The organism is Novosphingobium sp., assembly GCF_965229225.1.
Taxonomy (GTDB): Bacteria; Pseudomonadota; Alphaproteobacteria; order Sphingomonadales; family Sphingomonadaceae; genus Novosphingobium.
In genome coordinates this window covers 2,325,606-2,348,914 of sequence record NZ_OZ245867.1, presented here as the reverse complement: position 1 = coordinate 2,348,914, position 23,309 = coordinate 2,325,606, and the positions used below count along the sequence as shown (strand labels likewise).

At 61.5% G+C, this 23,309-nt stretch carries 25 protein-coding genes; 4 read left to right on the top strand and 21 right to left on the bottom strand.

Annotation, left to right across the window (positions count from 1 at the left end):
* Nucleotides 1-36 precede the first annotated feature (36 nt).
* A complete protein-coding gene (locus tag ACO06X_RS10845; RefSeq protein WP_421836308.1) occupies nt 37-801 on the bottom strand; it encodes an NYN domain-containing protein in 765 nt (254 codons plus the stop codon).
* Between the two features lie 206 nt (nt 802-1,007).
* Between ACO06X_RS10845 and ACO06X_RS10840 the strand changes: the two genes are divergently transcribed.
* Nucleotides 1,008-1,904, top strand: a complete 897-nt coding sequence (locus tag ACO06X_RS10840) for a LysR family transcriptional regulator (protein ID WP_421836307.1) — start codon at nt 1,008-1,010, stop codon at nt 1,902-1,904.
* Here ACO06X_RS10840 and ACO06X_RS10835 read toward each other — a convergent pair.
* Genes ACO06X_RS10835 through trbB form a run of 11 tightly spaced genes read right to left on the bottom strand, consistent with a single transcriptional unit; the run spans nt 1,892 to nt 11,292 of the window.
* Nucleotides 1,892-2,119 carry a DUF2274 domain-containing protein gene (locus tag ACO06X_RS10835; protein ID WP_006964542.1) on the bottom strand — a complete coding sequence of 76 codons (228 nt, stop codon included), beginning with the start codon at nt 2,117-2,119 and terminating at the stop codon, nt 1,892-1,894. The genes ACO06X_RS10840 and ACO06X_RS10835 overlap by 13 nt on opposite strands.
* Nucleotides 2,116-3,441, bottom strand: coding sequence for a TrbI/VirB10 family protein (locus ACO06X_RS10830; protein ID WP_421836306.1), 1,326 nt, complete (start codon nt 3,439-3,441; stop codon nt 2,116-2,118). The genes ACO06X_RS10835 and ACO06X_RS10830 overlap by 4 nt, the downstream gene beginning before the upstream one ends.
* Nucleotides 3,438-4,355 (bottom strand): P-type conjugative transfer protein TrbG, encoded by a 918-nt coding sequence (gene trbG, locus ACO06X_RS10825; RefSeq protein WP_421836305.1) that lies wholly within the window; start codon nt 4,353-4,355, stop codon nt 3,438-3,440. Before trbG ends, ACO06X_RS10830 begins: the two co-directional genes overlap by 4 nt.
* The gene (gene trbF, locus ACO06X_RS10820; RefSeq protein ID WP_421836304.1) at nt 4,352-5,035 is read right to left on the bottom strand and encodes a conjugal transfer protein TrbF; all 684 of its coding nucleotides are present in this window, start codon (nt 5,033-5,035) and stop codon (nt 4,352-4,354) included. Before trbF ends, trbG begins: the two co-directional genes overlap by 4 nt.
* Before the next feature lie 21 nt (nt 5,036-5,056).
* Nucleotides 5,057-6,337, bottom strand: a complete 1,281-nt coding sequence (gene trbL / locus ACO06X_RS10815) for a P-type conjugative transfer protein TrbL (protein ID WP_421836303.1) — start codon at nt 6,335-6,337, stop codon at nt 5,057-5,059.
* Complete coding sequence (trbK-alt, locus tag ACO06X_RS10810) at nt 6,334-6,588, bottom strand: putative entry exclusion protein TrbK-alt (protein WP_019054735.1); 255 nt, start codon at nt 6,586-6,588, stop codon at nt 6,334-6,336. Before trbK-alt ends, trbL begins: the two co-directional genes overlap by 4 nt.
* Nucleotide 6,589: 1 nt before the next feature.
* On the bottom strand, nt 6,590-7,309 hold the full coding sequence (trbJ, locus tag ACO06X_RS10805; protein ID WP_421836302.1) for a P-type conjugative transfer protein TrbJ: 720 nt from the start codon (nt 7,307-7,309) through the stop codon (nt 6,590-6,592).
* Nucleotides 7,306-9,762 carry a conjugal transfer protein TrbE gene (trbE, locus tag ACO06X_RS10800; RefSeq protein WP_421836301.1) on the bottom strand — a complete coding sequence of 819 codons (2,457 nt, stop codon included), beginning with the start codon at nt 9,760-9,762 and terminating at the stop codon, nt 7,306-7,308. The genes trbJ and trbE overlap by 4 nt, the downstream gene beginning before the upstream one ends.
* Nucleotides 9,759-10,028 carry a VirB3 family type IV secretion system protein gene (locus tag ACO06X_RS10795; protein WP_421836300.1) on the bottom strand — a complete coding sequence of 90 codons (270 nt, stop codon included), beginning with the start codon at nt 10,026-10,028 and terminating at the stop codon, nt 9,759-9,761. The genes trbE and ACO06X_RS10795 overlap by 4 nt, the downstream gene beginning before the upstream one ends.
* Nucleotides 10,028-10,360 (bottom strand): TrbC/VirB2 family protein, encoded by a 333-nt coding sequence (locus ACO06X_RS10790; protein ID WP_104960090.1) that lies wholly within the window; start codon nt 10,358-10,360, stop codon nt 10,028-10,030. The genes ACO06X_RS10795 and ACO06X_RS10790 overlap by 1 nt, the downstream gene beginning before the upstream one ends.
* Nucleotides 10,357-11,292, bottom strand: a complete 936-nt coding sequence (gene trbB, locus ACO06X_RS10785) for a P-type conjugative transfer ATPase TrbB (RefSeq protein WP_421836299.1) — start codon at nt 11,290-11,292, stop codon at nt 10,357-10,359. The genes ACO06X_RS10790 and trbB overlap by 4 nt, the downstream gene beginning before the upstream one ends.
* A gap of 316 nt (nt 11,293-11,608) precedes the next feature.
* Between trbB and ACO06X_RS10780 the strand changes: the two genes are divergently transcribed.
* Together ACO06X_RS10780 and ACO06X_RS10775 are read left to right on the top strand one after the other, a co-directional pair.
* Nucleotides 11,609-12,295 carry a type IV toxin-antitoxin system AbiEi family antitoxin domain-containing protein gene (locus tag ACO06X_RS10780; protein ID WP_421836298.1) on the top strand — a complete coding sequence of 229 codons (687 nt, stop codon included), beginning with the start codon at nt 11,609-11,611 and terminating at the stop codon, nt 12,293-12,295.
* Nucleotides 12,288-13,160: a nucleotidyl transferase AbiEii/AbiGii toxin family protein gene (locus ACO06X_RS10775; protein ID WP_421836297.1), complete on the top strand. Its 873-nt coding sequence runs from the start codon at nt 12,288-12,290 to the stop codon at nt 13,158-13,160. The genes ACO06X_RS10780 and ACO06X_RS10775 overlap by 8 nt, the downstream gene beginning before the upstream one ends.
* Before the next feature lie 74 nt (nt 13,161-13,234).
* On the opposite strand, the gene ACO06X_RS10770 is transcribed toward ACO06X_RS10775, so the two are convergent.
* Genes ACO06X_RS10770 through ACO06X_RS10745 form a run of 6 tightly spaced genes read right to left on the bottom strand, consistent with a single transcriptional unit; the run spans nt 13,235 to nt 18,371 of the window.
* Nucleotides 13,235-14,359, bottom strand: coding sequence for an HPP family protein (locus ACO06X_RS10770; protein WP_421836296.1), 1,125 nt, complete (start codon nt 14,357-14,359; stop codon nt 13,235-13,237).
* A gap of 5 nt (nt 14,360-14,364) precedes the next feature.
* Complete coding sequence (locus ACO06X_RS10765) at nt 14,365-14,841, bottom strand: globin domain-containing protein (RefSeq protein ID WP_421836295.1); 477 nt, start codon at nt 14,839-14,841, stop codon at nt 14,365-14,367.
* Between the two features lie 57 nt (nt 14,842-14,898).
* Nucleotides 14,899-17,175, bottom strand: coding sequence for a nitric-oxide reductase large subunit (locus ACO06X_RS10760; protein WP_421836294.1), 2,277 nt, complete (start codon nt 17,173-17,175; stop codon nt 14,899-14,901).
* 17 nt (nt 17,176-17,192) lie between these two features.
* The gene (locus ACO06X_RS10755) at nt 17,193-17,657 is read right to left on the bottom strand and encodes a hypothetical protein (protein ID WP_421836293.1); all 465 of its coding nucleotides are present in this window, start codon (nt 17,655-17,657) and stop codon (nt 17,193-17,195) included.
* A complete protein-coding gene (locus ACO06X_RS10750; RefSeq protein ID WP_421836292.1) occupies nt 17,650-17,940 on the bottom strand; it encodes a DUF1971 domain-containing protein in 291 nt (96 codons plus the stop codon). Before ACO06X_RS10750 ends, ACO06X_RS10755 begins: the two co-directional genes overlap by 8 nt.
* A complete protein-coding gene (locus ACO06X_RS10745) occupies nt 17,940-18,371 on the bottom strand; it encodes a group III truncated hemoglobin (protein ID WP_421839885.1) in 432 nt (143 codons plus the stop codon). Before ACO06X_RS10745 ends, ACO06X_RS10750 begins: the two co-directional genes overlap by 1 nt.
* An 82-nt stretch (nt 18,372-18,453) precedes the next feature.
* Between ACO06X_RS10745 and ACO06X_RS10740 the strand changes: the two genes are divergently transcribed.
* Nucleotides 18,454-18,900, top strand: a complete 447-nt coding sequence (locus ACO06X_RS10740; protein WP_421836291.1) for an RrF2 family transcriptional regulator — start codon at nt 18,454-18,456, stop codon at nt 18,898-18,900.
* A 112-nt stretch (nt 18,901-19,012) separates the two neighbouring features.
* Here the strand turns inward: ACO06X_RS10740 and ACO06X_RS10735 are convergent, their stop codons facing one another.
* From ACO06X_RS10735 to ACO06X_RS10725, 3 genes are read right to left on the bottom strand one after another with little or no spacing between them, the layout of a single operon-like run.
* Nucleotides 19,013-19,441, bottom strand: a complete 429-nt coding sequence (locus tag ACO06X_RS10735) for a ribbon-helix-helix protein, CopG family (RefSeq protein ID WP_421836290.1) — start codon at nt 19,439-19,441, stop codon at nt 19,013-19,015.
* Nucleotides 19,438-21,498, bottom strand: coding sequence for a conjugal transfer protein TraG (locus tag ACO06X_RS10730; protein WP_421836289.1), 2,061 nt, complete (start codon nt 21,496-21,498; stop codon nt 19,438-19,440). The genes ACO06X_RS10735 and ACO06X_RS10730 overlap by 4 nt, the downstream gene beginning before the upstream one ends.
* Before the next feature lie 34 nt (nt 21,499-21,532).
* The gene (locus ACO06X_RS10725) at nt 21,533-23,287 is read right to left on the bottom strand and encodes a relaxase/mobilization nuclease domain-containing protein (RefSeq protein ID WP_421836288.1); all 1,755 of its coding nucleotides are present in this window, start codon (nt 23,285-23,287) and stop codon (nt 21,533-21,535) included.
* Between the last annotated feature and the right edge of the window lie 22 nt (nt 23,288-23,309).

Genomic DNA, 23,309 nt, shown 5'->3' with positions numbered 1-23,309 from the left:
TCAAAGCGGCAGATCTCTGTCCTTAGATTGTGCTTGCTATCTGGGAGGCGTAGCTTTTGATTTGCCGCCCGACACCTTCAAGCGAATTTGGACGTGGCCCGATTCAGTGCGGCGCGATTCGAATGGGCCCGCCTTGTCGACGAGATCACTGAGCTTGGCTTGACCATAGGTGCGAGGATCGAAATCCGAGGCAAGTTCGGCGAGACGCTGACCAACTCGCCCCAAGGGAACCCAGCCACCGTCATCGTCCAGCTGCGCGATGGCCTTGCGAATAAGCGGGGCGGCCGCGCTTGGGGCTTGTTTGGCTGTCGCGGGACGCAGGTCGGCGCGTTCGGGCTCTTCAGAGGTTGGAGCCTCCGGCAGAAGATTTTCCGTGTAGATGAAGCGTCGGCAAGCCTGGCGGAAGCTCTCGGGGGTTTTCTGCTCGCCGAAACCATAGACATCGATGCCTTGCTCGCGGATGCGGGCAGCAAGCCCTGTGAAATCACTGTCAGACGATACCAGGCAGAAGGCATCGAAGCGCCCGGTATGCAACAGGTCCATGGCGTCGATCACAAGCGCAATGTCAGACGCATTCTTGCCGGTGGTGTAGGCGAAATTCTGTTGCGCCCGGATTGCGTGGGTTGAAAGCACCTCTGCCCAGGATTTGAGGCGGGTTCCGGAGAAGTCGCCATAAATCCGGCGCACACTGGCTTCACCGATCTTGGCGATCTCTTCGAACAGACGGGTAGCGATACGGGAGGAGGCATTGTCAGCGTCGATGAGGACAGCAAGACGTGGAGCACGGGGTTCATTCGACATGTTGAATCCTTACCACGCCGCCGTTAAAATTTGTCTCAAAAATAGATCAAACAGATTTGAAGTTAAATTCCGGCATCCGCCTGACTGGGCAAGTAAATTTACGGATCGATCTCTGACCTCATTCCATTATCGCGAATTTATATTGCGATTTCAGTCCGATTGCGCCTCAATGTCGGGAAGAAAGAGAATGGGGGAGCGATAGCAGTATGACGATCGAGGTCCGGCAACTCCGATACGCCGTTCTGACCGCAGATACCCGCAGCTTTTCCCGTGCTGCCACGGCGCTCAACATGAAGCAGGCAACGCTGAGCCTGCGGGTTACGCAACTTGAGGACAAACTCGGCATCAAGTTGTTTACGCGTTCGACGCGGGGAGCCGAGCCGACCGAGATGGGCCAGGTCTTTCTGGAGTCTGCGCGGCGCATCATCACTGACATCGACAATCTGCAAACCACCGCGCGGGCGGTCAGCTATGGCGAGCAGGGACGGCTTGCCGTCGGTTACAGCTCGTCACTGATGGCAGGCAATCTGAAGCAGACATTCTCCGAGTATCTGACCCGATTTCCTGACGTCCAGTTCGATGGCGAGGAAGCCGCTCCCGAAAAGCTGCTGAATGCCTTGCAATCGCGGACCATCGATGTCGCGGTGGCACCGGCCGGGATGGAAGAGAGCGGCATTCTGGCGCGTTCGGTCTGGTCTGACAGGCTGATGGTAACCTTGCAGTCGGGCCATCGGCTTCTTCAAAGCGACCGGATCTACTGGAGTGATCTGCGCCGCGAAGTGTTCGTGGTGCCGGGCGGCGGCATTGGTCCGACTCTAGCCAATCTGCTTGCGGCTCGGCTGACCGGACAAGGCGGGCGGCCGAACATCATCGTGCAGAATACCAGCCTCGAGAGCGTGCTGAGCATTGTGTCGGTCGGTCGTTTCATATCGATCGCAACCGAAGCCTCGCAGGGCGTGACATGGCCGGATCTCCATTTCCGCGATATCCACGATCAGAACGGCACGACGCGCCTCGAATTTTCGGTTTACTGGCGCGAAGACAATGACAATCCGGCGCTGCAACGCTTCTTCACCCTGATCAACGAGCGTTACCCCGTCTGAGGTGTCTTGCGCGCTTTGGCAAAAGCCCGGTCGGTTGCGATAAACCGCTCAAGCATGGGCGGAATGAGCCGCTCGGCGGTCGGCGCACCTTTGGCATCCCCGCCGTTTACCGCGAGCGCATAAGCTACCAGATCGCGGTGAAGTCGTGCAGAGAGCTCCAAGGTCAGCCGCACTGGTTTTTCATCGGCCAGATCAGCCAGTTTGAGACGGGTCATCGCGTTCCTCCTGCAGGCACAGGTTCGAGCACCAGATCGCGCGTCACGATGATGCGCAGCGAAAATCCGGGGCGCACGGTCAGGGTCGGCGGAACGTTCAATTGCCGCTGTACGACCTGCCTGCCAGTCTGGCTTACGGTGTCCTGCGTGCCGAAACGCAGCGCCCGAATGAGATCGTTATCACCGTTCGAGATGAGCTCTGTACCAACGCCCAGCAATGTCGAAATGAGCGCGGCCTTGAGCATGTTGCCCCAATGATAGTTGGTCTGGTCTTCAAGGCCGGCCATACCGGCAGCATCAGCGCCGGGCAGGCGATCAAGCAGGATCGATTGACCTCCGGGAAGGATGAGGCGGTCCCACGCCAGCAGCACGCGGTTCTGTCCGGCGGCTACGTCGCTGTCATATTCACCGATCAGCCTTGAGCCTTGGGGGATCAGAAGGATGCGACCAGTGGGGCTGTCATAGACATTCTGCGTGACCTGCGCTGTTATCTGACCTGGAAGATCGGACCGGATGCCGGTTATGAGCGCCGCCGGTATCACGCTGCCGGCCTGCACAACGTAAGGCGATGCGAGGCGCATGATCCGCTCAGGGCTTTCCGTGCTGCGACTGCCCCGCTGACCGAGAAAGGCGCGGCGACTGGACGTGGCTGTTGGTGCAGACGGTTGAGACGGATCGCCACCTGGTATCGACGCTGATGGCGCTGGCCCTACTGCGGTTGCAGACCGACTGTCGGTCGCTCCGGTCTCTCCGGCAAGAAACAGGCGACTGGTCCGGGCGCTGTCACGCTCCTGCGCCGCGCGCTCACGCGCTTGCTCGGCGGCGGCAATCCGCGGATCGGGCTGTCCTGCGGCCGGGGCGGTGCCAATGGGCGGGATCGGGACATTTTGCCCGCGCTGCTGCGCGGCAACGATCGGGCCGCCGAGATCACCGGGCAGTGCAGGACCTAATTTTGGCACGTCGCCGTAGTTGGCAGGCGCACCGTTGACCGAGTCCGCGCGATTGCGGCTGTTCGTGTCGTAGAGATTCTCGGCTGGCGCGTGGTTCTTGGGCTGAAGTGCGTAGATCAGCGAACCGCCAATCCCGACGCTGGCGATGACGCCAAGGATTGCCAATGCCTTGCGCGACAAGCGCATGACGCGCGGCGGTTCCCCGCCAAGGCGAAACCCGTCGGGGTTGGCCGGTGCAACCGGGCGCTCGTCATCAGGCTCGTCGCCTTCGGCATCGACCTCAACGTCTGTTTCAACGTCAGTCTCGACTTCAGCCTCAACAATCCGGTTGGAGACCGGTCGCACGCCATCATCCTGCGGTCGCGTGTTCATGAGCGGCTCCGGCGGCGTGCGCGTTCACGCTCAATGCGAACCTGCTTGGCGCTGTTGCCTGCGCCAAGCCGCAATTCCGCACGCTCAAAGAGCCGGTCGACAACCATATACCGGCCTTGCACACGGTAGTTCACCAGCTCAGCTGCCTGGTCCGCGCCGATCACGAACAGCGGCGGCATATCGCCGCTGGCAATGTCACCCGGAAACTCGATGAAAACCTGCCGGCCATCATCGAACACGCGTACAGGTCGCCATCCGGGATGATCGCCTCCGATGCGGTAGCGAAAATTCAGGCTTGAGAAATCGATGCCTGCCGCCACCGGAGCCGTGCGTTCACGCTCGGCCTCGGCAGTACGCAGAGCGATCAAGGCGTCCTGCGGATAGGTCCAGGAGACCGCGGCCATATAGGTCGAGTTCGTGGCGCTCAGTTCAAGATGATAGGTGCGCCGATTGGTATTGATGATGAGGTTGGTGCGGATGTCGGCCCGCGTCGGCTTGACGAGGATGTGAACGCGGCGCGCTGCTCCGGCACCGCTTACCGTGTCGCCGATGATCCAGCGGACAGTATCGCCCGATGCGACCGGCCCCGGTCCAACGAGTTCTTCGCCTTCCTGCAGCATGATGTCGGTAATCTGCCCCGGTGCGGTGTAAATCTGGAACAGGGCTCCATCGGTGTAGGCATATTGCTGGATGGCATTGAAATAGCTGGTGCGCTCCGGTTCCACGCGCGCTGCGGCGTTGGCTCTACCAACACGGGTGCGCGGGTCGGCGGGTTCAATGGTCTGCGCCGATGTAGCAGGAATTGCATGTGGCTGAGCGCGCTGTTCGCGCGCCATGGCTTGGGCAGGTATGCAGATCAGCGTTACCGCTGAGAGCATAATCGATGTGCGCAGGGCGCGCGTCGGGCGGATCATTGGCTAAGCTCCTTTGACCAGTTGATGGCGTTGATGAACAGGCCGAGCGGATTCTTGCGCAGGGCATCGGGGGTGCGTGGTGGCTGCACGACGGTGGTCAGGATCGCTGACCACCGCGAAGTCTCGAGAAGTGCGCCATCCTGGTAACGCCGCTCAGTCCATCCAACGCGGAAGCTGTCGTTCGACGCACGAACGACGCTCGACACATCGACCGCGACCTGCACTTTGCCGACTTGGGCAAAGGGATCGTTGTTGCGCGCATAGTCATTGAGCGCCTGCGCGCCGCGGTCGGTGGTGAAGTCGTAAGCCCTGAGCCAGTCTTGCCGCAGCACGATCGGATCGGCGGGAATGGCGCGCACCTGTTCGATGAAGCGAGCAAGGTGGAACGCCATCTGCGGGTCGGTCGGGCGATAATCGACATCGGCAGGCGCGATGGCCTGTACCTGGCCAAGCTTGTCGACCTCGACCACCCAGGGCGTGATCGTGCCGCGCGCCGATTGCCAGACGAGACCGCCTGCCAGCCCTCCCGAAAGCGCAAGGCAACCGAAGAAGGCGAGCCGCCAGTTTTTCGCCTGCACGCGGGCCGAACCGATGCGGTCATCCCAGACCTGCGCGGCACGTTGATAGGGTGTGACGGGTTCGGGACTGGTCCCGTAGCGGATGGAAGGGCGTCGAAACATGTCGGATCCTTTTCGGAAGTTTCAGCTTTTGTCGGAGATGTCGGGGCCAGAGCCGCCGCCGTGGCTGTCGCCGCCCTTGAGGGTATGCGAGGCCATGTTGGCACTCTGCGTCATCGCCTGACGCCGCTTCATCGCGGTGGCCCATGCAGGAGGGCCATCGGCGGCGCCGGTCGCTGCCGCATTGGCGGGCGTCCCGGCCTTGCCAGCGGCATAGTTCGCTTTGAGGCTTTCTGCGGCCGGGCGAAGTGGTGACGCCGCGCTGCTTGCGGCTGATTTTGCGACATTGGCGAGACCCGAGGCAGCCGCAGCCCGTCCGGTTTTGCCAGCGGCTCCGGCTGCATAGGCACCCGACGCGCCGCCTGCCGCGCGGGCACCGCCTGTGGCCGTGCCCGCTATGGCAGAACCGGCGGCACCGGCCGCGAGCTTGGCACCTGCGATACCGCCCGCAATCGTCGCGCCAGCAGCGATCGAAGTGCCTGCCGCTGCGCCTGCGCCAAGCTGCGGTCCGCCCGACACAATGCCGTTGGCGATGCTAGGACCAAAGATACCAAGGCCGAGCAAAGTCAGCGCTGCGAGCGCAATCGCCATGACTTGCTGGATGTCTGGCTCAACCCCGATCCCGGCGTTGATGAATTGCGTGAAGAGGGTCGTGCCAATGCCGGTGATGACGGCAAGCACGAGCACTTTGATGCCGGAGGAAATGATGTGGCCAAGGACGCGCTCGGCCATGAAGGCGGTGCGCCCGAAAAAGGCGAACGGCAGCAGCACAAAGCCGGCGAGGGTCACCAGCTTGAACTCGATGATGGTGACGAAGACCTGGATCGCCAGCACGAAGAAGGCGATGACGACGATCAGCCAGGAGATCAGCAGGATCAGGATCTGCACAAAATTGGTGAACAGACCCACCGGCCCGACAAGATCGGCGGTGGCGTCGAGCAGCGGTTGCCCGGCATCAAGACCGGTTGCGGCGACAACGCCGGGGCGCATGAAATCGCCGATGGCCATCCCGCTGCCACTGGCCTGCAGGCCAAGCCCGGCAAAGCTCTGGAGCATAATGCCAGCGAGATTGGAGAAGTTGCCGATGATGAAGGCGAAAGTGCCGATGTAGAGCGTCTTCTTTATCAGGCGCTGCAGCACATCTTCATCGGTGCCCCAGGCCCAGAACAAGGCTGCGATCGTCACGTCAATCACGATGAGAGTGGTCGACAGGAAGCCGACCTCACCGCCGAGCAGGCCGAAGCCGCTGTCGATATACTGGGCGAAGACCGTCAGAAACTGGTCGATGACGCCGGTATCATTCATGGCTGCCGGTCCCTTCCATGGAAAAATCGGCGGCGCTCAGCTTCCCAGACCGCATCGCATCCCGATTCCGGCATGGTGATCGTGCTGCAGCGCTTGAGTTCTGCGGCGTGAGGGTTCGGAGATCCTGTCTCGTCCGCGACATAGGTCGTCGTGTCGTGCCGAGCCGGCGGCCGCGTTGCCGAAACAACCGCGACCGCGATCAGCAATCCGCCAAAAGCGGCGGCTGCCGCCAGCTTGACCGACCGGCTCATGTCAGTTCCGGGTCCGGAAGCGGCGGAAACGCTCGCGGCCCTCGGCCTCGGTCGCGGCATTGCGCGCGGCCTCGATCGATTGCGCGCGGCCCTGCGCCGCAATGGCGGCGGTCAGATCGGCCAGTTGCTGGGTTTGCAAAGCCAGTAGCTGATTGCCGGCCTGTGCCGCCTGCAGAGCCCCGGTCGCTGACTGGCTGGCGCCGACCAGTGTCGTGATCGAGCTGCGGGTCGCACCCAGATTGCCGACGATCCCGGCCTGCACCTTCATGGCGTCTTCGAAGGCGCCGACGCTGTCCTGCCATCGCGCATTGGCGTTAGCGACCATCTGGGCCTGCCCGCCGGTCAGTGCCGCCCCCTTGTAACGGCCGTTGAACACCTGCTGCACGTCGGTCACGTCATAGGCGATGCGCTGGGCCTGGTTCAGCAACTGGCGGGTCTGGTCGACCTGTTGCTGAAGCGTCTGGATCGTCGAGACCGGCAGACTGGCAAGATTGCGGGCCTCGTTGATGAGGCTGGTCGCCTGGTTCTGGATCTGCTGGATCTGATTGTTGATCTGCTGCAGCGTCCTGGCGGCGGTCAGCACGTTCTGCGCATAGTTGCTGGGGTCATAAACGATCCCGCCAAACTGGGCCTGCGCTGGCGCGGCGATCATGGTGCCTGATACCAGCGAAGTGGCGATAGCCGTCGCCATGAGAGCGCGGCGGAGGACGAGTATTTTCATGGGAGGTTTTCCTTGTCCGTTAGGGCGGGCGACGGGGGAGGAAGCAGCTCGGCCGCCCATTCGAGGCTGCGGTTCTGGAGCCAGGCCGCTGCAAAGCCTTCGCGGCCATGGGCTGCGACAAGCTCGGCGATGCGGATCTGGTCGGTTTTGGAAGAGGCGGCGCTGAAGGCGAGTGCGACATCGCCGAGTCCCAGCTCGAACAACCGGTTGCCGCGCCGCGATTGACAATAATAATCGCGTTTCGGGGTAGCCCGGCTCAGGATTTCGATCTGGCGATCATTGAGGCCGAACCGCTCATAGACCCGTGCGATCTGCGGTTCGGCCGCGCGCTCATTCGGCAGAAAGATGCGCGTCGGGCAGCTTTCGATGATGGCAGGCGCGATGGCCGACGTCTCGATGTCGGCAAGGCTCTGGGTCGCGAAGATGACGCTCGCATTCTTCTTGCGCAGCGTCTTCAGCCATTCGCGCAGCTGCGCGGCGAAGGCCGGGCTGTCGAGCACGAGCCAGCCTTCATCGATGATGATCATGGTCGGCGAGCCGTCGAGCCGCCCCTCGATTCGGTGGAACAGATAGGCGAGCACAGCAGCGGCCGATGATGCGCCGATCAGACCTTCGGTTTCGAAAGCCTGCACAGACGCCTCGCCCAGACGTTCCTGTTCGGCATCAAGCAGCCGTCCCCATGGACCGCCAATGAGATACGGGGCGAGTGCCTGTTTCAATTCCTGGGATTGCAGGAGGACCGCGACGCCGGTGAGTGTGCGTTCTGCAGGCGGAGCGGACGCAAGCGATGTCAGGGCCGACCAGAGATACTCTTTGGCAGCAGGGTCAATCACCATCCCTTCGCCGGCCAGCATCGCCGCCAGCCATTCGGCGGCCCAGGCGCGTTCGCCGGCGTTGTCGATCCGAGCAAGAGGGTGCAGGGCGACGGCAGCGCTGTCGCCTTCCTCGGCATGCAGCGCGCCGCCGAGATCCTGCCAGTCGCCGCCCATGCCGAGCGCGGCAGCACGGATCGATCCACCAAAATCGAAGGCGAAGATCTGGCTGCCTTTGTAGCGCCGGAACTGCAGCGCCATCAGCGCCAGCAGCACGGATTTGCCTGCCCCTGTCGGGCCAACGATGAGGCTGTGTCCGACATCGCCGACATGAAGAGAAAGGCGGAACGGGGTCGAGCCTTCGGTCTTGCCGTAAAGCAAGGGGGCGTCACCGAAATGCTCGTCCCGTTCCGCTCCCGCCCATACCGCTGACAGGGGGATCAGGTGGGCGAGATTGAGAGTGGAAATGGGCGGCTGCCGGACATTGGCGTAGACATGGCCGGGGAGCGATCCGAGCCATGCCTCGAGCGCATTCATGCCTTCGATCGTGCAGGTGAAGTCGCGGCCCTGGATGACCTTTTCGACCAGCCTCAGCTTCTCCGCCGCCAGCGCCGGGTCGCGGTCCCAGACCGTGACCGTCGCAGTGACATAAGCAATGCCAGCATGATCCGCGCCGAGTTCCTGCAGCGCCATGTCGGCATCAGCCGCCTTGTTCGAGGCGTCCGAATCCATCAGCACCGACTGCTCGTTGGTCATCACCTCCTTGAGGATGGCAGCAACCGATTTGCGCTTGGCGAACCATTGCCGCCGAATTTTCGAGAGCAACTTGGTGGCATCGGTCTTGTCGAGCATGATTGCCCGCGTTGACCAGCGGTACGGGAAGGCTTGCCGGTTGAGCTCATCAAGCAGCCCGGGAAAGGTCGCCGTCGGAAAACCGGTGATGGTGAGCGTGCGCAAATGATGGGCGCCGAGCATGGGTTCGAGACCGCCGGTCAGCGGCTCATCGGCCAGCAGCGCGTCGAGATAGACCGGCGTTTCGGGCACGCGAACGCGCTGCGTCCTGGTCGATACCGTGCTGTGGAGATAGGTCAACGTGGCGGCGTCATCGAGCCACGCTGCCTCGGGCATAAATCCCTCAACCAGATGCAGCACGCGGTCGGTTCGATCGGCGAAGGACTTGACGAGTTCCTTGGGATCGACCCCGGTCGACGCCTTGCCTTCGTAGAGCCAACCTTCGGCGCGCGCCGCTTCCTCGGGCGGCGGCATCCACAGCAGAGTCAGATAATAGCCGCTTTCGAAATGCGCGCCTTCCTCACGAAACTGTTCGCGGCGTTCCCTGTCGACCAGTGCCGACACAGGATCGGGAAAGCGGGATTGCGGATAGGCTTGCGCCGCCGTGCGCTGCGCTTCGACGAAAACCGCCCATCCCGAGCCCAACCGCCGCAGGGCATTATTGAGCCGGGAGGTAACGGCCACGAGTTCGGCGGGCGTGGCACTGTCGAGATCGGGACCGCGAAAGCGCGCTGTCCGCTGGAACGACCCGTCCTTGTTGAGCACCACGCCCGGCCCCACCAGTGCGACCCAGGGGAGGAAGTCTGCGAGACTGGCAGATTTGGTCCGATATTCCTGTAGCGACATCATGGCCGCACCCAGGTCGGATATTTGAGATGGCGGCGCGCGACATCGACAAACTGCGGATCGCGGCGTGCAGCCCAGACCGAAAGCATATGGCCGATTGCCCAGATGGCTAGGCCCGCGAGCCAGAGCCGCAAGCCGAGGCCAATCGCGCCCGCCAGCGTGCCGTTGACGATGGCGAGTGCGCGCGGCGCACCGCCGAGCAGGATCGGCTCGGCCAGTGCGCGGTGGACCGGGGCATAGAAGCCGGGGATGTCGTCGGCTGATGTCATCAGATCAGCGCTCCGCCGCCGAAGCTGAAGAAGCTCAGGAAGAAGCTCGATGCGGCAAAGGCGATGGAGAGGCCGAACACGATCTGGATCAGCCGACGAAAGCCGCCCGACGTGTCCCCAAAGGCAAGGCTGAGGCCGGTGACGATGATGATGATCACCGCAACGATCTTGGCGACCGGCCCCTCGATGCTCTCGAGGATCGACTGCAGCGGAGCTTCCCACGGCATCGACGAACCGCCGGCATGCGCCGGAGTGGCAGTGGCCACCATCACGAAGGCAGCGGTAGCAGCGAGCGCAACGCGATTGGTGCCGCGCCGGAGGGCATGGATCATAGGGAGTCTCCTTGGGTTTGGGTGGCGGGAATCAGGCGATAGTCGCCGGTGACCGCGTCGAGCCCGTCGACGCGGGCCAGTTCGGCAAGGCGCCGCCCGGTGCCATCGCGCACCAGTACGGCGACGAGGTTGATGGTCTCGGCAATCAGCGCGCGCGGAACGGTGACGACCGCTTCCTGGATCAGTTGCTCCATCCGCCGGAGCGCACCGATCGCACTGCCAGCATGGATCGTTCCGATCCCGCCAGGGTGGCCGGTGCCCCAGGCCTTGAGGAGGTCAAGCGCCTCGGCGCCGCGCACTTCGCCAATCGGAATCCGGTCTGGGCGAAGGCGCAGGCTCGAGCGGACCAAATCGGATAGCGAGGCAACGCCATCCTTGGTCCGCATCGCCACAAGGTTTGGGGCGCGGCATTGGAGCTCGCGGGTATCTTCGATGAGAACCACCCGGTCGGTGGTCTTGGCGACCTCGGCGAGCAGGGCGTTCGTGAGCGTCGTTTTGCCGGTGCCAGTGCCCCCGGCGACAAGGATGTTCAGCCGCTCTGCAACGCCCGAACGAAGCCTGTCGGCTTCAGCTACGCCCATGATTCCTGCGCTGACATAGTCCTCGAGCAGGAACACCGCGACGGCGGGCTTGCGGATGGCAAAGGTGGGAGCCGCCACCACGGGTGGCAGGAGACCTTCGAACCGTTCTCCGCTTTCCGGCAGCTCCGCTGACACGCGCGGTGCATCGCCGTGAACTTCGGCACCCACATGATGGGCAACCAATCGGATGATGCGCTCACCATCGGCTGCGGTCAGGCGTTTACCGCTGTCGGACAGTCCGATGCCCAATCGGTCGACCCAGAGGCGTCCGTCCGGATTGAGCATGATCTCGATGACCTGCGGGTCAGCCAGCCAGGTCGCGATCGATACGCCCATCGCCGTGCGCAGCATGCGTGCGCCGCGTGAACGTGCTTCAATTCGGACTGGCTCAGCGCCCATCGGATACCCCGCTACAGGAGCGGGACAGGACCGTCCGGCTCAACGGGGACGAGTAAGAGACGCAGAAAAGGGGCTAATTCAACAAGGATTTAGCGTCGTAGCAGTGGGGGATAGAAAAACAGGGAGGGGCGTAGTTCGAAACGCTTTGACGATGGCCTGTGCGCCGCCGACGCACGCCTGAGGCAGTCAATTGCAGCGCGAACGGTCCGCAAAGGCAGAGATGAAGAAATTCTTGAAACTTTCACTATTAGGAAGTATTGAGAATTTTATGTCCAGCCTAGCGCAACAGGTATCCGCAAGCGCGCTTCGCGATCGGGTCTTCAATGAACGCCAGCTCAGCGACCTGCTGGGAGGAGGCGATGCCCGGCGTTATGGCCTCGTCAATCGCGCCCTCAAGGACGGGTCACTCATTCGCCTGAAGCGCGGGGTTTATACGCTTGCCAAGGCGCATCGAAGCGCTCCTGTGCATCCCTTCGCGGTGGCGCAGGCTTTGCTTCCCGGAAGCTATATTTCCTTTGAAAGCGCGCTGGCTTACCATGGCTGGATTCCTGAAGCCGTGCTTGTCACTGCCAGCGTGACGCCGGGGCGTAAAACGCTGGAGATCCAGGCCACCGAATTCGGCTCCTTCAAATATCATCCGCTGGCCATTGCCGATTATCGCTTCCTTAGCGGCGTCGAGCGCGTGACCTTCGACAAGCTCACCGCCTTTGTCGCCAGGCCGCTGCGCGCGCTTATGGATCTTGTCGCCCTGCGCAAGGTGGAATGGTCTGGCCTCGATTGGCTGACCAGTGGCATGCGGATCGATAACGACGCGCTTCTGGCGTTGAAGGAAACGGACTTTGCCGCAGTGAAGTCGGTCTACAAGCACAAGGCAGTCAACGCCTTCCTTTCCGAGCTTGAAAATGTGGTTGTGACGGCAAAACGGGCTCAAGGCAGGGGATCGCTGCATGATTGACATCATCAAGGAAAAGCTCGGACGCTATGGCGCCACCAATGCGCTTGAAGAGGAAAACGCGCTCAAGGAGATCCTCCAGGAGATTGCGCTATACGCGCTGTGGCGCGCCGATTTCTTCGATTGCGCCCTGTTCCAGGGCGGCACCAGCCTGCGCATTTTACACAGCCTGCCACGCTTTTCCGAGGACTTGGACTTTCTCCTGCGCGTGCCGAACATGGACTTCGACTGGTCCCCTTACCTCGAGGCGATGACCGAGGTGTTCGGCCAGTTCGGGCTGACGTTGGAAGCGCAGCCCAAGCCGCGCATGGATACGGCCATTCGCCAGGCGCTGCTCAAGGACGATTCCATCGCCAGCCAGCTCGACCTGTCATTCGCAGGCACCGGCCATCGCAAGGCGATCAAGATCAAGCTGGAAATTGATGTGAACCCGCCCGCAGGATCGGCCGAGGCGACCACCTATCTTGATTTTCCAGCCGACTATGAGGTGCGCCATCAGGATCTGGCATCCAATTTCGCGCTGAAGATTCATGCCCTGCTATGCCGGGGCTTCCTCAAAGGTCGCGACTGGTTCGACTTCTCCTGGTATGTTTCGCGCGGGCTCGAGCCCAATTTCGTCCTCTTACAAAACGCGCTGGTTCAGGCAGGGCCATGGGCCGGTGACGGGTCGCTACACGTCGACATGTCATGGTTGAAGGCTGCGCTTTCTGGCGCAATCACTCGGATCGAGTGGAAGGAAGCGGCAAACGATGTCGAGCGCTTCCTGCGTCCTGCCGATCTTAAATCGGTTGATCTGTGGAGTGAGCGCTTTTTCCTCGCCAAGGTCGATAAGCTGGTCGCGGCGTCTGACAGCCAAGCTGTAACCTAAAGGCCGACATGCCGGGATATCCGTGGAGCGTCACGCTTGGCTGCCTCCGAAGCAGCAGCCAAAGGTGACAACCCTCATTTTGTATTGAGCGCGACCGCTTTTGTTATCAGACTGGCAATGATGTCCGTTTGGGTAACGATGCCTTGCAACTGCATGTTGTCGTCCACGATCATGACCTCGTGACCGTGACCATTGGCGAGAGGGGCGAGCAGTTCCGCCGCTGGCGCGGACACATGCGCCGTATCTGCCGGCGCCATTATCTCCGCCGCAAAAGCCCCTTGTTTATCGAGGTCTGGCCATGTGATTACTCCGACCAGTTGGCGAGAGACATTCTCTACCGGTAGCGCACGCAGGTGCCTTGCGCGCAGGAGTCTATGCGCCTCCTCCACCGGTGCGGTTGCCGCAATCGTGATAACGTCGCGTGACATGATGTCGTTGCAGCTTAGCTGCTCGACCTGTCGCTCCGCCGCGTTGAGGCCCGCCAATTCGAAGATTCGCAAAAGATCGTCGCGATTGATATCGAGCGTATCGCCAAAGCCTTCGAGCGCTGCATCAATGTCTTTCGGCATCACCCCGCTCCTGCTGAGCGGCGCAGAATCCTGCGTGCCGTGGGTGCTTTCGGTCAGCTTCACTCGATGCGGATAGGTGTGGCCTGACATGCGATGGAATGCCAGACCAGCGAGGATCAGCAGCAGTGAGTTCAAACCCACGGGATAAAGCGCGAACATGAACGGATGCGCGCTTCCGGCGGCCCCGCCGAGCACGGCGGACAAGGCGACCGCGCCGCCTGGCGGATGCAGACAGCGCGCCAGCGACATGATCGCAATCGCAAGGCCGACACCAAGCCCCGCTGCAACGGTAGTATTAGGAACGGCAAGGGCAACGGCGATGCCTACCAAGGCCGACAGGACATTCCCGCCCAAGACCGACCAAGGCTGCGCCAGTGGACTTGCTGGAACGGCAAACAAAAGAACCGCCGAGGCTCCCATTGGCGCCACTAACAAAGGGTGTGCAGCGCCGCTACCAGCCAGCACGCCGCACAGCAGTCCCGTCGTCACAATGCCGATGATGGCCCCTACAACCGCAACCAACCGCTCACGCGCGCCGGGTCCGGGCGGAGCCGCTACAAACATGCTGTAGTAGCGACTCCACACTATTCGCGGAGCAGTGTCCTCGATGCCATCAAATTCGCTCTTCATTGGATTCAGGCTGGTTCAAGGGCTCCAGCCAGTCCAGTGCTATCTACCTCGGCGTACAGGATATCTTCTTTGCCGATGAGGATGTCTGCAAGCGCCCAATAGGCCTCTCCCCATGCGCCAAGCACCTCATCGGTCGCAGCTTCGCCCAGAACATCACGGATCGCGGGCAAGAGGGCATTGGCCACCAACGGGTAATGTTCAGCCTTTACACCTGTCTCCACGTGCCGTGCAGCCATGCGCATGACAGGTGCCGTCAAGGTTTCCAGCTTGTCGATGTTCTGCGCATAAGCGAGGATAGCGCCAGCCAGACGCTTCGGCTGTTCCCCGCTTTCCTGCGCGGCTTGGTCGAACATGGCCTTCACGTCAGGGTCGGTGAACAGCCGCTCATACATGCGAGTCGTGATGGCAAGGCCGTGCTGCTGCAATGCAGGCGCGGTCGATTTTACGATGGCTTTGGTTTCGGCACTCAGTGGTTTGCGCACAGTTATTCCTTTTGGTGTTGTGGGTTGAGAAAATTGGGAACGAAGAAATCGGTGCTGTCAGGTGCGGCTTTGCCGATTGCCTGGCACGAATGCTCGGAACATGAACCAGGCGAACGCAAACACACCCACGCTGAAGACGACATCCCCGGGCACCCGTGCCCAGACCAGCGCCTGCATGATCGGGCTATGGATGAATTCCGCCGAACGCGCATAGGCATAGCCATGCTCAACACTGGCATAGGTTTGCAGGATACCCTGCGGCAGCAGCGACAGGAACGTCATCATCGCGATGCCGATGTTGAGTGACCAGAAGGCGATTTTGAGTGATTTCTGGTTCCATGTCGTAACGTCGGTGAGCCCGCGCATGCAGTAGAGCGTGAGCCCCAGCCCCAGCATCCCATAGACTCCAAACAACGCAGCATGGCCGTGATTGGCAGTCGTGTTCAGCCCCTGCATGTAATAGAGCGCGATGGGCGGGTTGATCAGGAACCCGAACAGCCCCGCACCGACCAGATTCCAGAACAGGACGGCGGAGAAGAACATGAACGGCCAGTGATAGGTGCGCTCCCACTCGGCTTCATGCTCAACCTTGTGGCGCGTATAGGCCTCGAAGCCGACGACCAGCAGCGGCACAACTTCGAGAGCCGAAGCCATCGCCCCGACCGCGATGACCGAAGTGGGTGTCCCGCTGAAATACAGGTGGTGGAAAGTGCCAAGCACCCCGCCGAACAGAAAGATGATTGTGGCGAACAGCACCATCACGGTCGCGGTGGACGTCCGTAAAATACCCATGCGGACGAACAGCAGCGAGATGATGGCGGTGGCGAAGACTTCGAAAATGCCCTCCACCCACAAATGCACCACCCACCAGCGCCAATATTCCATGACTGCGATGTTGGTATGCTGGCCCCACATCAGCCCAGCACCGTAAAGCAGGCCAATGGCCAGCGCCGATACCAGGACGAGATAGATCAGCGATTTGCTGCCCTTCTCCTGAAGCACGGGCCACAGCGCGCGCACGACCAATGCGACCCACAAGAGCAGTCCGATCAGCAGGTAGATCTGCCAGAATCGGCCGAGATCGACATATTCATAGCCTTGATGACCGAACCAGAAATTGGCGGTCAAATCGTGGAAGAAACGATGGACAGCCGCCCATTGCCCGGCAAACGAGCCGATCACGATGATCAGCAGGCTGACGAACAGAAAGTTGACCCCGAACCGCTGAAATTTAGGATCGCGGCCGGCAAGCATTGGCGCGACATATAGTCCGGTGGCGAGCCACGCTGTGGCGATCCACAAGACTGCCAGCTGGGTGTGCCAAGTCCGCGTTATTGTATAAGGCAGGTATTCGGCGAAAGGCAGGCCGTAGAGCCCCTGTCCCTCAACCGCGTAATGAGCGGTGACAATGCCCAGCAGCACCTGCGTGACGAACAGGGCGCAGACCACCCAGAAGTATTTGGCCGTTGCGCGCATCGACGGGGTGATGACCGCCCCGCTCAGGACATCGGAAGCCGCCATGCCTTGTTCTGGCAATATGTCGCTGCGCCAGAGGTCAAACTGCTTGGCATAATAGGCGATCAGAGCGCCTGCTGCTGCCAGCAGCAGAATGACCGAGGCCAGACTCCACAGCAACGTGCCTGTTGTCGGGACATTGCCGACCAGCGGTTCGTGCGGCCAATTGCTGGTATAGGTTATGGTGTCGCCGGGGCGGTTGGTTGTCGCGCCCCAGGCCGACCAGAAATAGAATGCCGAAACCTGCCGCGCCTCTTCAGGCGACAGCTGTCCATAGACCGGGAAGGCATAGGCTTTGCGCAGCGCCAGCGCGGCGGTGTCATTGCCTTCGTAGAGGCTGACGAAATGCGTCTGCACTTGTTTGATGGCCGCTGCGCGGGTGTCACTGACCGTGATGATGCCGGTTGCCGGATCATAGCGGTTGGTGCGCATTTCCTCTTGCAGCGCCGCCTTGTGCATCGCTTCATTCTGCGCCGGAGTGGCGCCTGCAATGGGGTGAGAACTTTGCAGAGCGAGCAAAGCCGATGCCTCACGGTGCAGCCAGTCCGCGCTCCAGTCGGGCGCGAGATAGCTGCCATGGCCCCAGATCGAGCCTTGCTCCATGCCGCCGATCGACTGCCAGACATTCTGACCGGTCTCGATGTCCGCGCGCGTAAACAGGGTTTCGCCGCTGGTCGATTTCACAGCTGCTGGGATGGGCGGAGCCTGCTGGTAAATCTGCTGGCCAAGCAGCAGCATGATACCGAACATGACAACCATCCCAACGGTCAGGATCCACCACAGCCGCTTGATACTGAATGTCGTTTCGTAGCTTTCCATGGTCGTCCCCCCAAAGTTCAGAAAAGGCCGTGACTGCCGCCAACCGCGCCAAACACGGCCACAACGCCCAAAAGGCTCAGCACCTGATGCAATCGCATCATGCGCGCGAAATCAGCTTCTGGTGTGGTTGAGCTTGCCATGCGGCGATGCAACACCAAGGGCTCCAGCACGAACAGCATCAGCGCGAACACGGCCCACAGCGCCACCATCAGATGCATCCACCAGAAGCGAAGCTCGGCAAACCGGCTCCACATATCGGCGCGGTAGATCAGCCACAGCCCGCTTGCCCCGGCCAGCGTGACCCAGATGCGCGCCTGCCATGCAAAATGGCCCTCGATCTGATGAAACCGGGCAAGGCGGTCTGCGGGGCGTTCGCTGGCCCGCAGCGCGGGCATGACAACCCAGGTGACAAATCCGACGCCGCCGATCCAGAACAACACCGCGATCACATGGATAGCGCGCGCCAGAACAAGGTCATCCATTGACCGGTCCTTTGCTCAGATCGGGCCGTTCGCGCCAGAACTCAACCTGCATGCGCATTGCCCCGACGGGGACAACATAATGCGTCGCCTGTGGTGGGATGATGGCGGGACTATCCGGCGTGACACGGTGTTCCGTATGCGGCTCGGTGAAGATCAGCCGGACTTCGCCTTCCAGGACGCGCAGCAGGCCCCACGTCCCGGTTTTGGTGCGATGATCGTTGCGCAGCGCATCGGGCAAAGTCTGCTCGTCGAAGATAGGGGATGAGGCATAAGGTTCAGACATCAGGCAAGCACCTTGGCGGAAATTGCGGCGAGACCACCGCGCTCGATTTGGATGCCGGTCAGCAGGCTTTCGCCAATGCGCCGCGCCGCGTCGCGAAACCGGTTTGCCACTTCCTCGTTCGGTGCGATCCGGGTGAGTGTCACGTCCCATAAAGACTGCCACCGCGCAAAATGCTCTGCATCAAGCCCACCGATAGCCGTGTGCTTGCGCATGGGATTGCCACTGAAACGACCCGATTCCAGCATGATCGAGGCCCAGAAATCCTTCATCCGCGCCAGATGATGCGGCCAGTCGCTGACCTTTGCACCAAATATCGGGCCGAGCATCTCATCAGCCCGAATAGCTCCGTAGAATTGCTCTACGAGCTGGGAAATGAATGCGTCAGCCATCTTGCGAGCGCGCACTTGCGCGACATGCTCTGACCCCGTCACAGTCTCGACTCGATTAAGAGGTATTTCATATGCATCGTTTAGGCGGTTGGCGGTTAAATGCAATATATGATATGCATCTTTTATGAGACTCTCGCTTCAAACCGATTATGCCCTGCGCACGCTGATGTTTTTGGCGGTGAAAGACGGCCATCATTCCATCGCCGACATTGCCAGCGCCTATGGCATTTCGAAGAACCACCTGATGAAGGTGGCTCAGCGGCTCACCGCCGAAGGTTTTGTCGAAAGCGTGCGGGGCCGCAGCGGCGGTCTCAAGCTGGCGCTCGCGCCTGCCGAATTGAATGTGGGCGTCATTGTCCGGACCATGGAAGATACAGGGACGTTCGTTGAATGTTTCGACCCGGCAACCAACACTTGCGTAGTCACCCCAGTCTGCGGGTTACGGCATGTATTGACAGGCGGTTTGGAGTCATTTTCCCGCCATCTGGATCAATTCTCCATCGCCGATCTGATTCCCAACAAAGAGAGGCTTGAGAGGCAGATCGACGGGGGGGGCACGCGACAGTTATGATGAACGGAGCCCCGGCGCTCCGATTCTCAAGCCGGCAGTTTTCAGGTAATGCGCCTTTGAGTTTGCATGACAGGGATTGGCGTGTTGATGAAGCTGAGGGTGATCTCCCTGGTCAGCTGATTGATGCGTCGGACTTCCCAAGTTCGACTTCATCCCGCAGCTTCGGCCCCGCCTCCATCCGCCGCGAGAGTGATTCCACGAAGCCCTGCCACCTCTTCTTGCCCATCGCCTGCGCCGCCTTCATTGCCGTGTCGGGCAGCGGCGGATTGCTGGTAAGCCAGAAGCGCACAAACAGGCCAATCGCTTCGTTCGTCAATTCCACATGCCATTCGAGCCGGTCCAGTTGCCGCGACAGGCGATCGAGCCGCCTTGCCAGAGCGGCTTCCATCCGCTCATCCTGATCGGACTGAAGCAGGGACATCAACGCCGCCTCCACCACTTCGGTGCGCGAGACGCCGCGGGCATGAGCGCGTTCCTCCAGCAATTTGGCCAGTTCGATATCGAGCCGGAAGGTTTGTTTGCTGTGGGGCTTCTTCCTCACAGGTCGATGCCGTCATCGGGGTCGAGCGATGCATTGCGGGCATTGCGGTTCATAGTGCGATCGGCTTCCCGTTTGACCCTGGCTGCGTCATCCTCGGGCGCATCGCGATCAAGATCGAACTCGTTGACCGGTAGCTTGGGGGCGGGAACGACATCCTCATGTTCCCCCAGTTCGGGTTCTCGCCTGATGCCGGAGTTTGCCGTATCATTTTCGGATTCGGCCCCATCGGCATCTGACGGCACATCCGGCTTTGGCTGATCAACAGGCGGCTGTTCGGAGCTTTTCGCTTCGGCCTGGGCTGGTTTGGTCGGCAGCGGTGCCGCAATGGGTGCGAGCGCGGACCAGTCGTCCGTTGGCCGTTTTTTCGGGTGCAGCGGTTTGGGGGTGGGTGCCGGTAGAAGGCGCGCGCGGAACCTCGGGTCGACAAAGTATTTTGCCTTTTCCGCGCGGATCGGCGGAGTGCTGGCCACCAGTACAATCTCCTCGTGCTCAGAAAATTGCTGAACTTCACCGGGCGTTAGCAACGGCCTTGGGGTCTCGGTCCGTGAAACCATGATATGGCCGAGCCATGGTGAGAGCCGATGTCCGGCATAATTCTTCATCGCCCGCATCTGGGTCGCGGTGCCAAGGGCATTGGAAACGCGGCTGGCGGTATTGTCATCATTGGCCGCGAACGCGACGCGGACATGGCAGTTGTCGAGAATGGCGTTGTTCGATCCATAGGCTTTTTCAATCTGGTTGAGCGACTGCGCGATCAGGAATGCCTTGATCCCGTAGCCTGCAACAAAGGCCAGGGCGCTTTCGAAGAAATCGAGCCTTCCCAAAGCCGGGAATTCGTCGAGCATGAACATCACGCGCTGCCGGCGACCCTTGGCTCTCAGTTCTTCGGTCAAACGGCGACCGATCTGATTGAGCATCAGGCGGACGAGCGGCTTGGTCCGGCTGATATCGGAAGGAGGAATGACCAGATAGAGCGACACAGGTGCCGTTGAATCGACAAGATCGGTGATGCGCCAGTCCGAGGCTCCGGTGACCTGCGCAATTACAGGATCGCGGTAGAGGCCGAGGAACGACATCGCCGTCGACAGGACGCCAGACCTTTCATTGTCAGACTTGTTCAGCAGTTCCTGTGCTGCGGCCGCTACAACGGGGTGGACACCGTCTTTACCCAGGTGCGGGGTCGTCTTCATGCGGTGCAGCGTGGTTTCTATCGAACGGCGCGGATCGGAAAGGAAGCCAGCAACCCCGGCTAGCGACTTGTCCTTCTCGGCATAAAGGACGTGCAGGATCGTGCCGACGAGCAGCGAATGGCTGGTCTTCTCCCAATGCGTGCGCTTTTCCAGTGACCCTTCGGGGTCGATCAATATGTCTGCGATGTTCTGGGCGTCACGCACCTCCCAATCGCCCTTCCGGACTTCGAGCAGCGGATTGTAGGGGTTGGATGCGGGGTTGGTCGGATCGAACAGCAGGACGCGGCCATGCCGCGCGCGAAAGCCCGCCGTCAGATCCCAGTTCTCGCCTTTGATATCGTGGACGATGCAACTGCCCGGCCAGGCGAGCAGCGACGGGATGACGAGACCAACGCCTTTGCCGGAACGGGTCGGCGCAAAGCAGAGAATATGCTCGGGGCCATTGTGCCGCAGATACTGGTTCTTGTGCGAGCCGATCACCACACCGTCTTGCTTCAGGAGGCCAGCCTTGCGGATTTCCTTGTCGGTTGCCCACCGCGCAGACCCATAGGTCTCTGACTGCTTCTCCTCCCGCGCGCGCCACACCGACATGGCGATCGCGATGACTATGGCGGCCATGGCACCCGAGACCGCGATGAAAGCGCCGGTCTGGAAGATCTGTGGTGCATAGGCGTCAAACGCAAACCACCACCAGAAGAAGGCGTAGGGCGGGTAGATTGGCCAAGAACCAAGCCAGAACCAGGGCTGGCCGAGCTCGGGTTGGTACGCAAGGGCGTGGGCCGTCCATTGGGTGGCACACCAGATGCCAAGCAAGGTGACGCTGATGACGGCGATGACCTGACCCCAGAGAATACGGGTGGCGTTCATTGAAAGTTACTCCTGTTGAGGGGGTAAATGAGGGTCACAGGCTGATCCCGCGTCCGCGGCCCAAGGCCCAGTCGACAGTACCGCCCGGCGACATGGTGCCGGTGATGTGCTGGCCGAGGTGCTGATCGAGCGCCGGGCGCCAGGGCACGAGCTGGAAGCCCAGCCCTTCGTCGATCATCGCAAAGCGGCCCGTCGAAAGCGTCACCCGCTCCCGGTAGATGCCGCTGACATAGTCGCCTGCGCCCGACGGTTTGTGCTCAAGTCCCGTGCGCGCGGCGATGGCCTGCGTGGCGGCCGTCAGTTCCTGATTCTTCAGCGTCCCGACGAGATCCTGAGCAAGGATGACCCGCTGGCCCTGCCGGCGGGCAAGCCCCTGCGTTTCGAGATGGCTGGCGCGGGCATCCAACGCATCGCGCACCTCGCGCCCGAAACCCTTGCCCGTTGCCACGGGATCGCGGGCAACAAGCTGGCGATCAAGCCACGTCGCGCCAGGTGCTTTGATCTGTGCCTCGAGGGGTATGTCTGATCGCGTAGCGAGCGACAGGCGGTCATGCCCTTTGGCATCCTCCCATGAGCGCAGTTCGACAATCGATCCGGCTTTGGCGTCGCCGGTCATCTCGATGTCCTTGAACCGCAGATGGTGCGTGCGGCCATCGACACCGTCGACGATGGCATAGGCACTGCCCGTCAGCTCGTCGTGGAGGCCACGTTCGACCAGGCGTCCGATGACCGGTTCGCTTGGAACGTCCTGATGCAGGGCCAATGCCGAAACATCAAACTGCCCGCCGTCGCGGGTCATGGCATTGTGCATCGTCTTGATGATGTCGTTGCGCACCGAAAGATCGCGCAGTGTGGTTTCGGCACCGCGCTCCAGAGCCCACACCGCAGGACCTTCGCGCGCCGCCAGTCCCAGCTGTTCCAGCTTGGCGGCGCGGCCCAACAGCAGCCGGCGCATTTCGGGATCGGCGTCGCCGCCTGGACGCAGATCGACAAGGCCTGCGGTGTCCTGACCCAAGCGTTCAAGCTGCCGGTCAAGACTGGTCCAGCGCTCTGCATCGACCTCGCGTTCGAGCGCGGTGCGGATGTCCAACTCGGTGCGCGGCCCCAGTTCGAGCGTCACCCGCTCTTCCGCCCGGAACCGCAGCCCTTCGCTGATATAGCCCCGGTCAATAACAAGATCAGTGCCGTCGCTGGCAACGCCGCGCACCAGCACATGGATGTGCGGATTGTCGGTGTTCCAATGGTCAACGGCGACCCAGTCCAGTTCGGTGCCAAGATCCTTGGCCGCGTCGGCCATCAATTCGCGGGTGAAGCTGCGCAGGTCTTCCATGTCCCCGGCATCTTCGGGCGAGACGATGAAGCGAAAGTGGTGCCGGTCAGCTTCGCAACGACCTGCAAAGGCATCGCGGTCCGCTCCATCAGTCCGGGCATCAAACATTGAAGCATCGCGCCCGTCGCGGGACACGCCGTCACGCTCAAGATACTTGATGTGCTTTGCCAGCGGTGCGGCGCGGTAATGCGCACCTTTATGGCGAGCGATGCGCGCCATGACAGTAACGCGGCGTTGGCCAGGTGTGCGGCGCATCGCGGCAACCGTCCGACGCCCGCGCGCGGCTTTGCCGCTGCCACTGCCGCGTTTCAGACCCGCTCGCCGTGAACCCGCATGGCCCGCCTTGCTGGCGGCCCGCTGGACCTGAGCCGCCAGCTTCTGGCTCCGCCGCCCGGAGGCTGCACCGCTGTCCCTGCTTCTTCCCGGCCGCACCCGAAATTCATTGTCGTCGCGGCTCATTTTGAAGGTGCCAGACGATTAC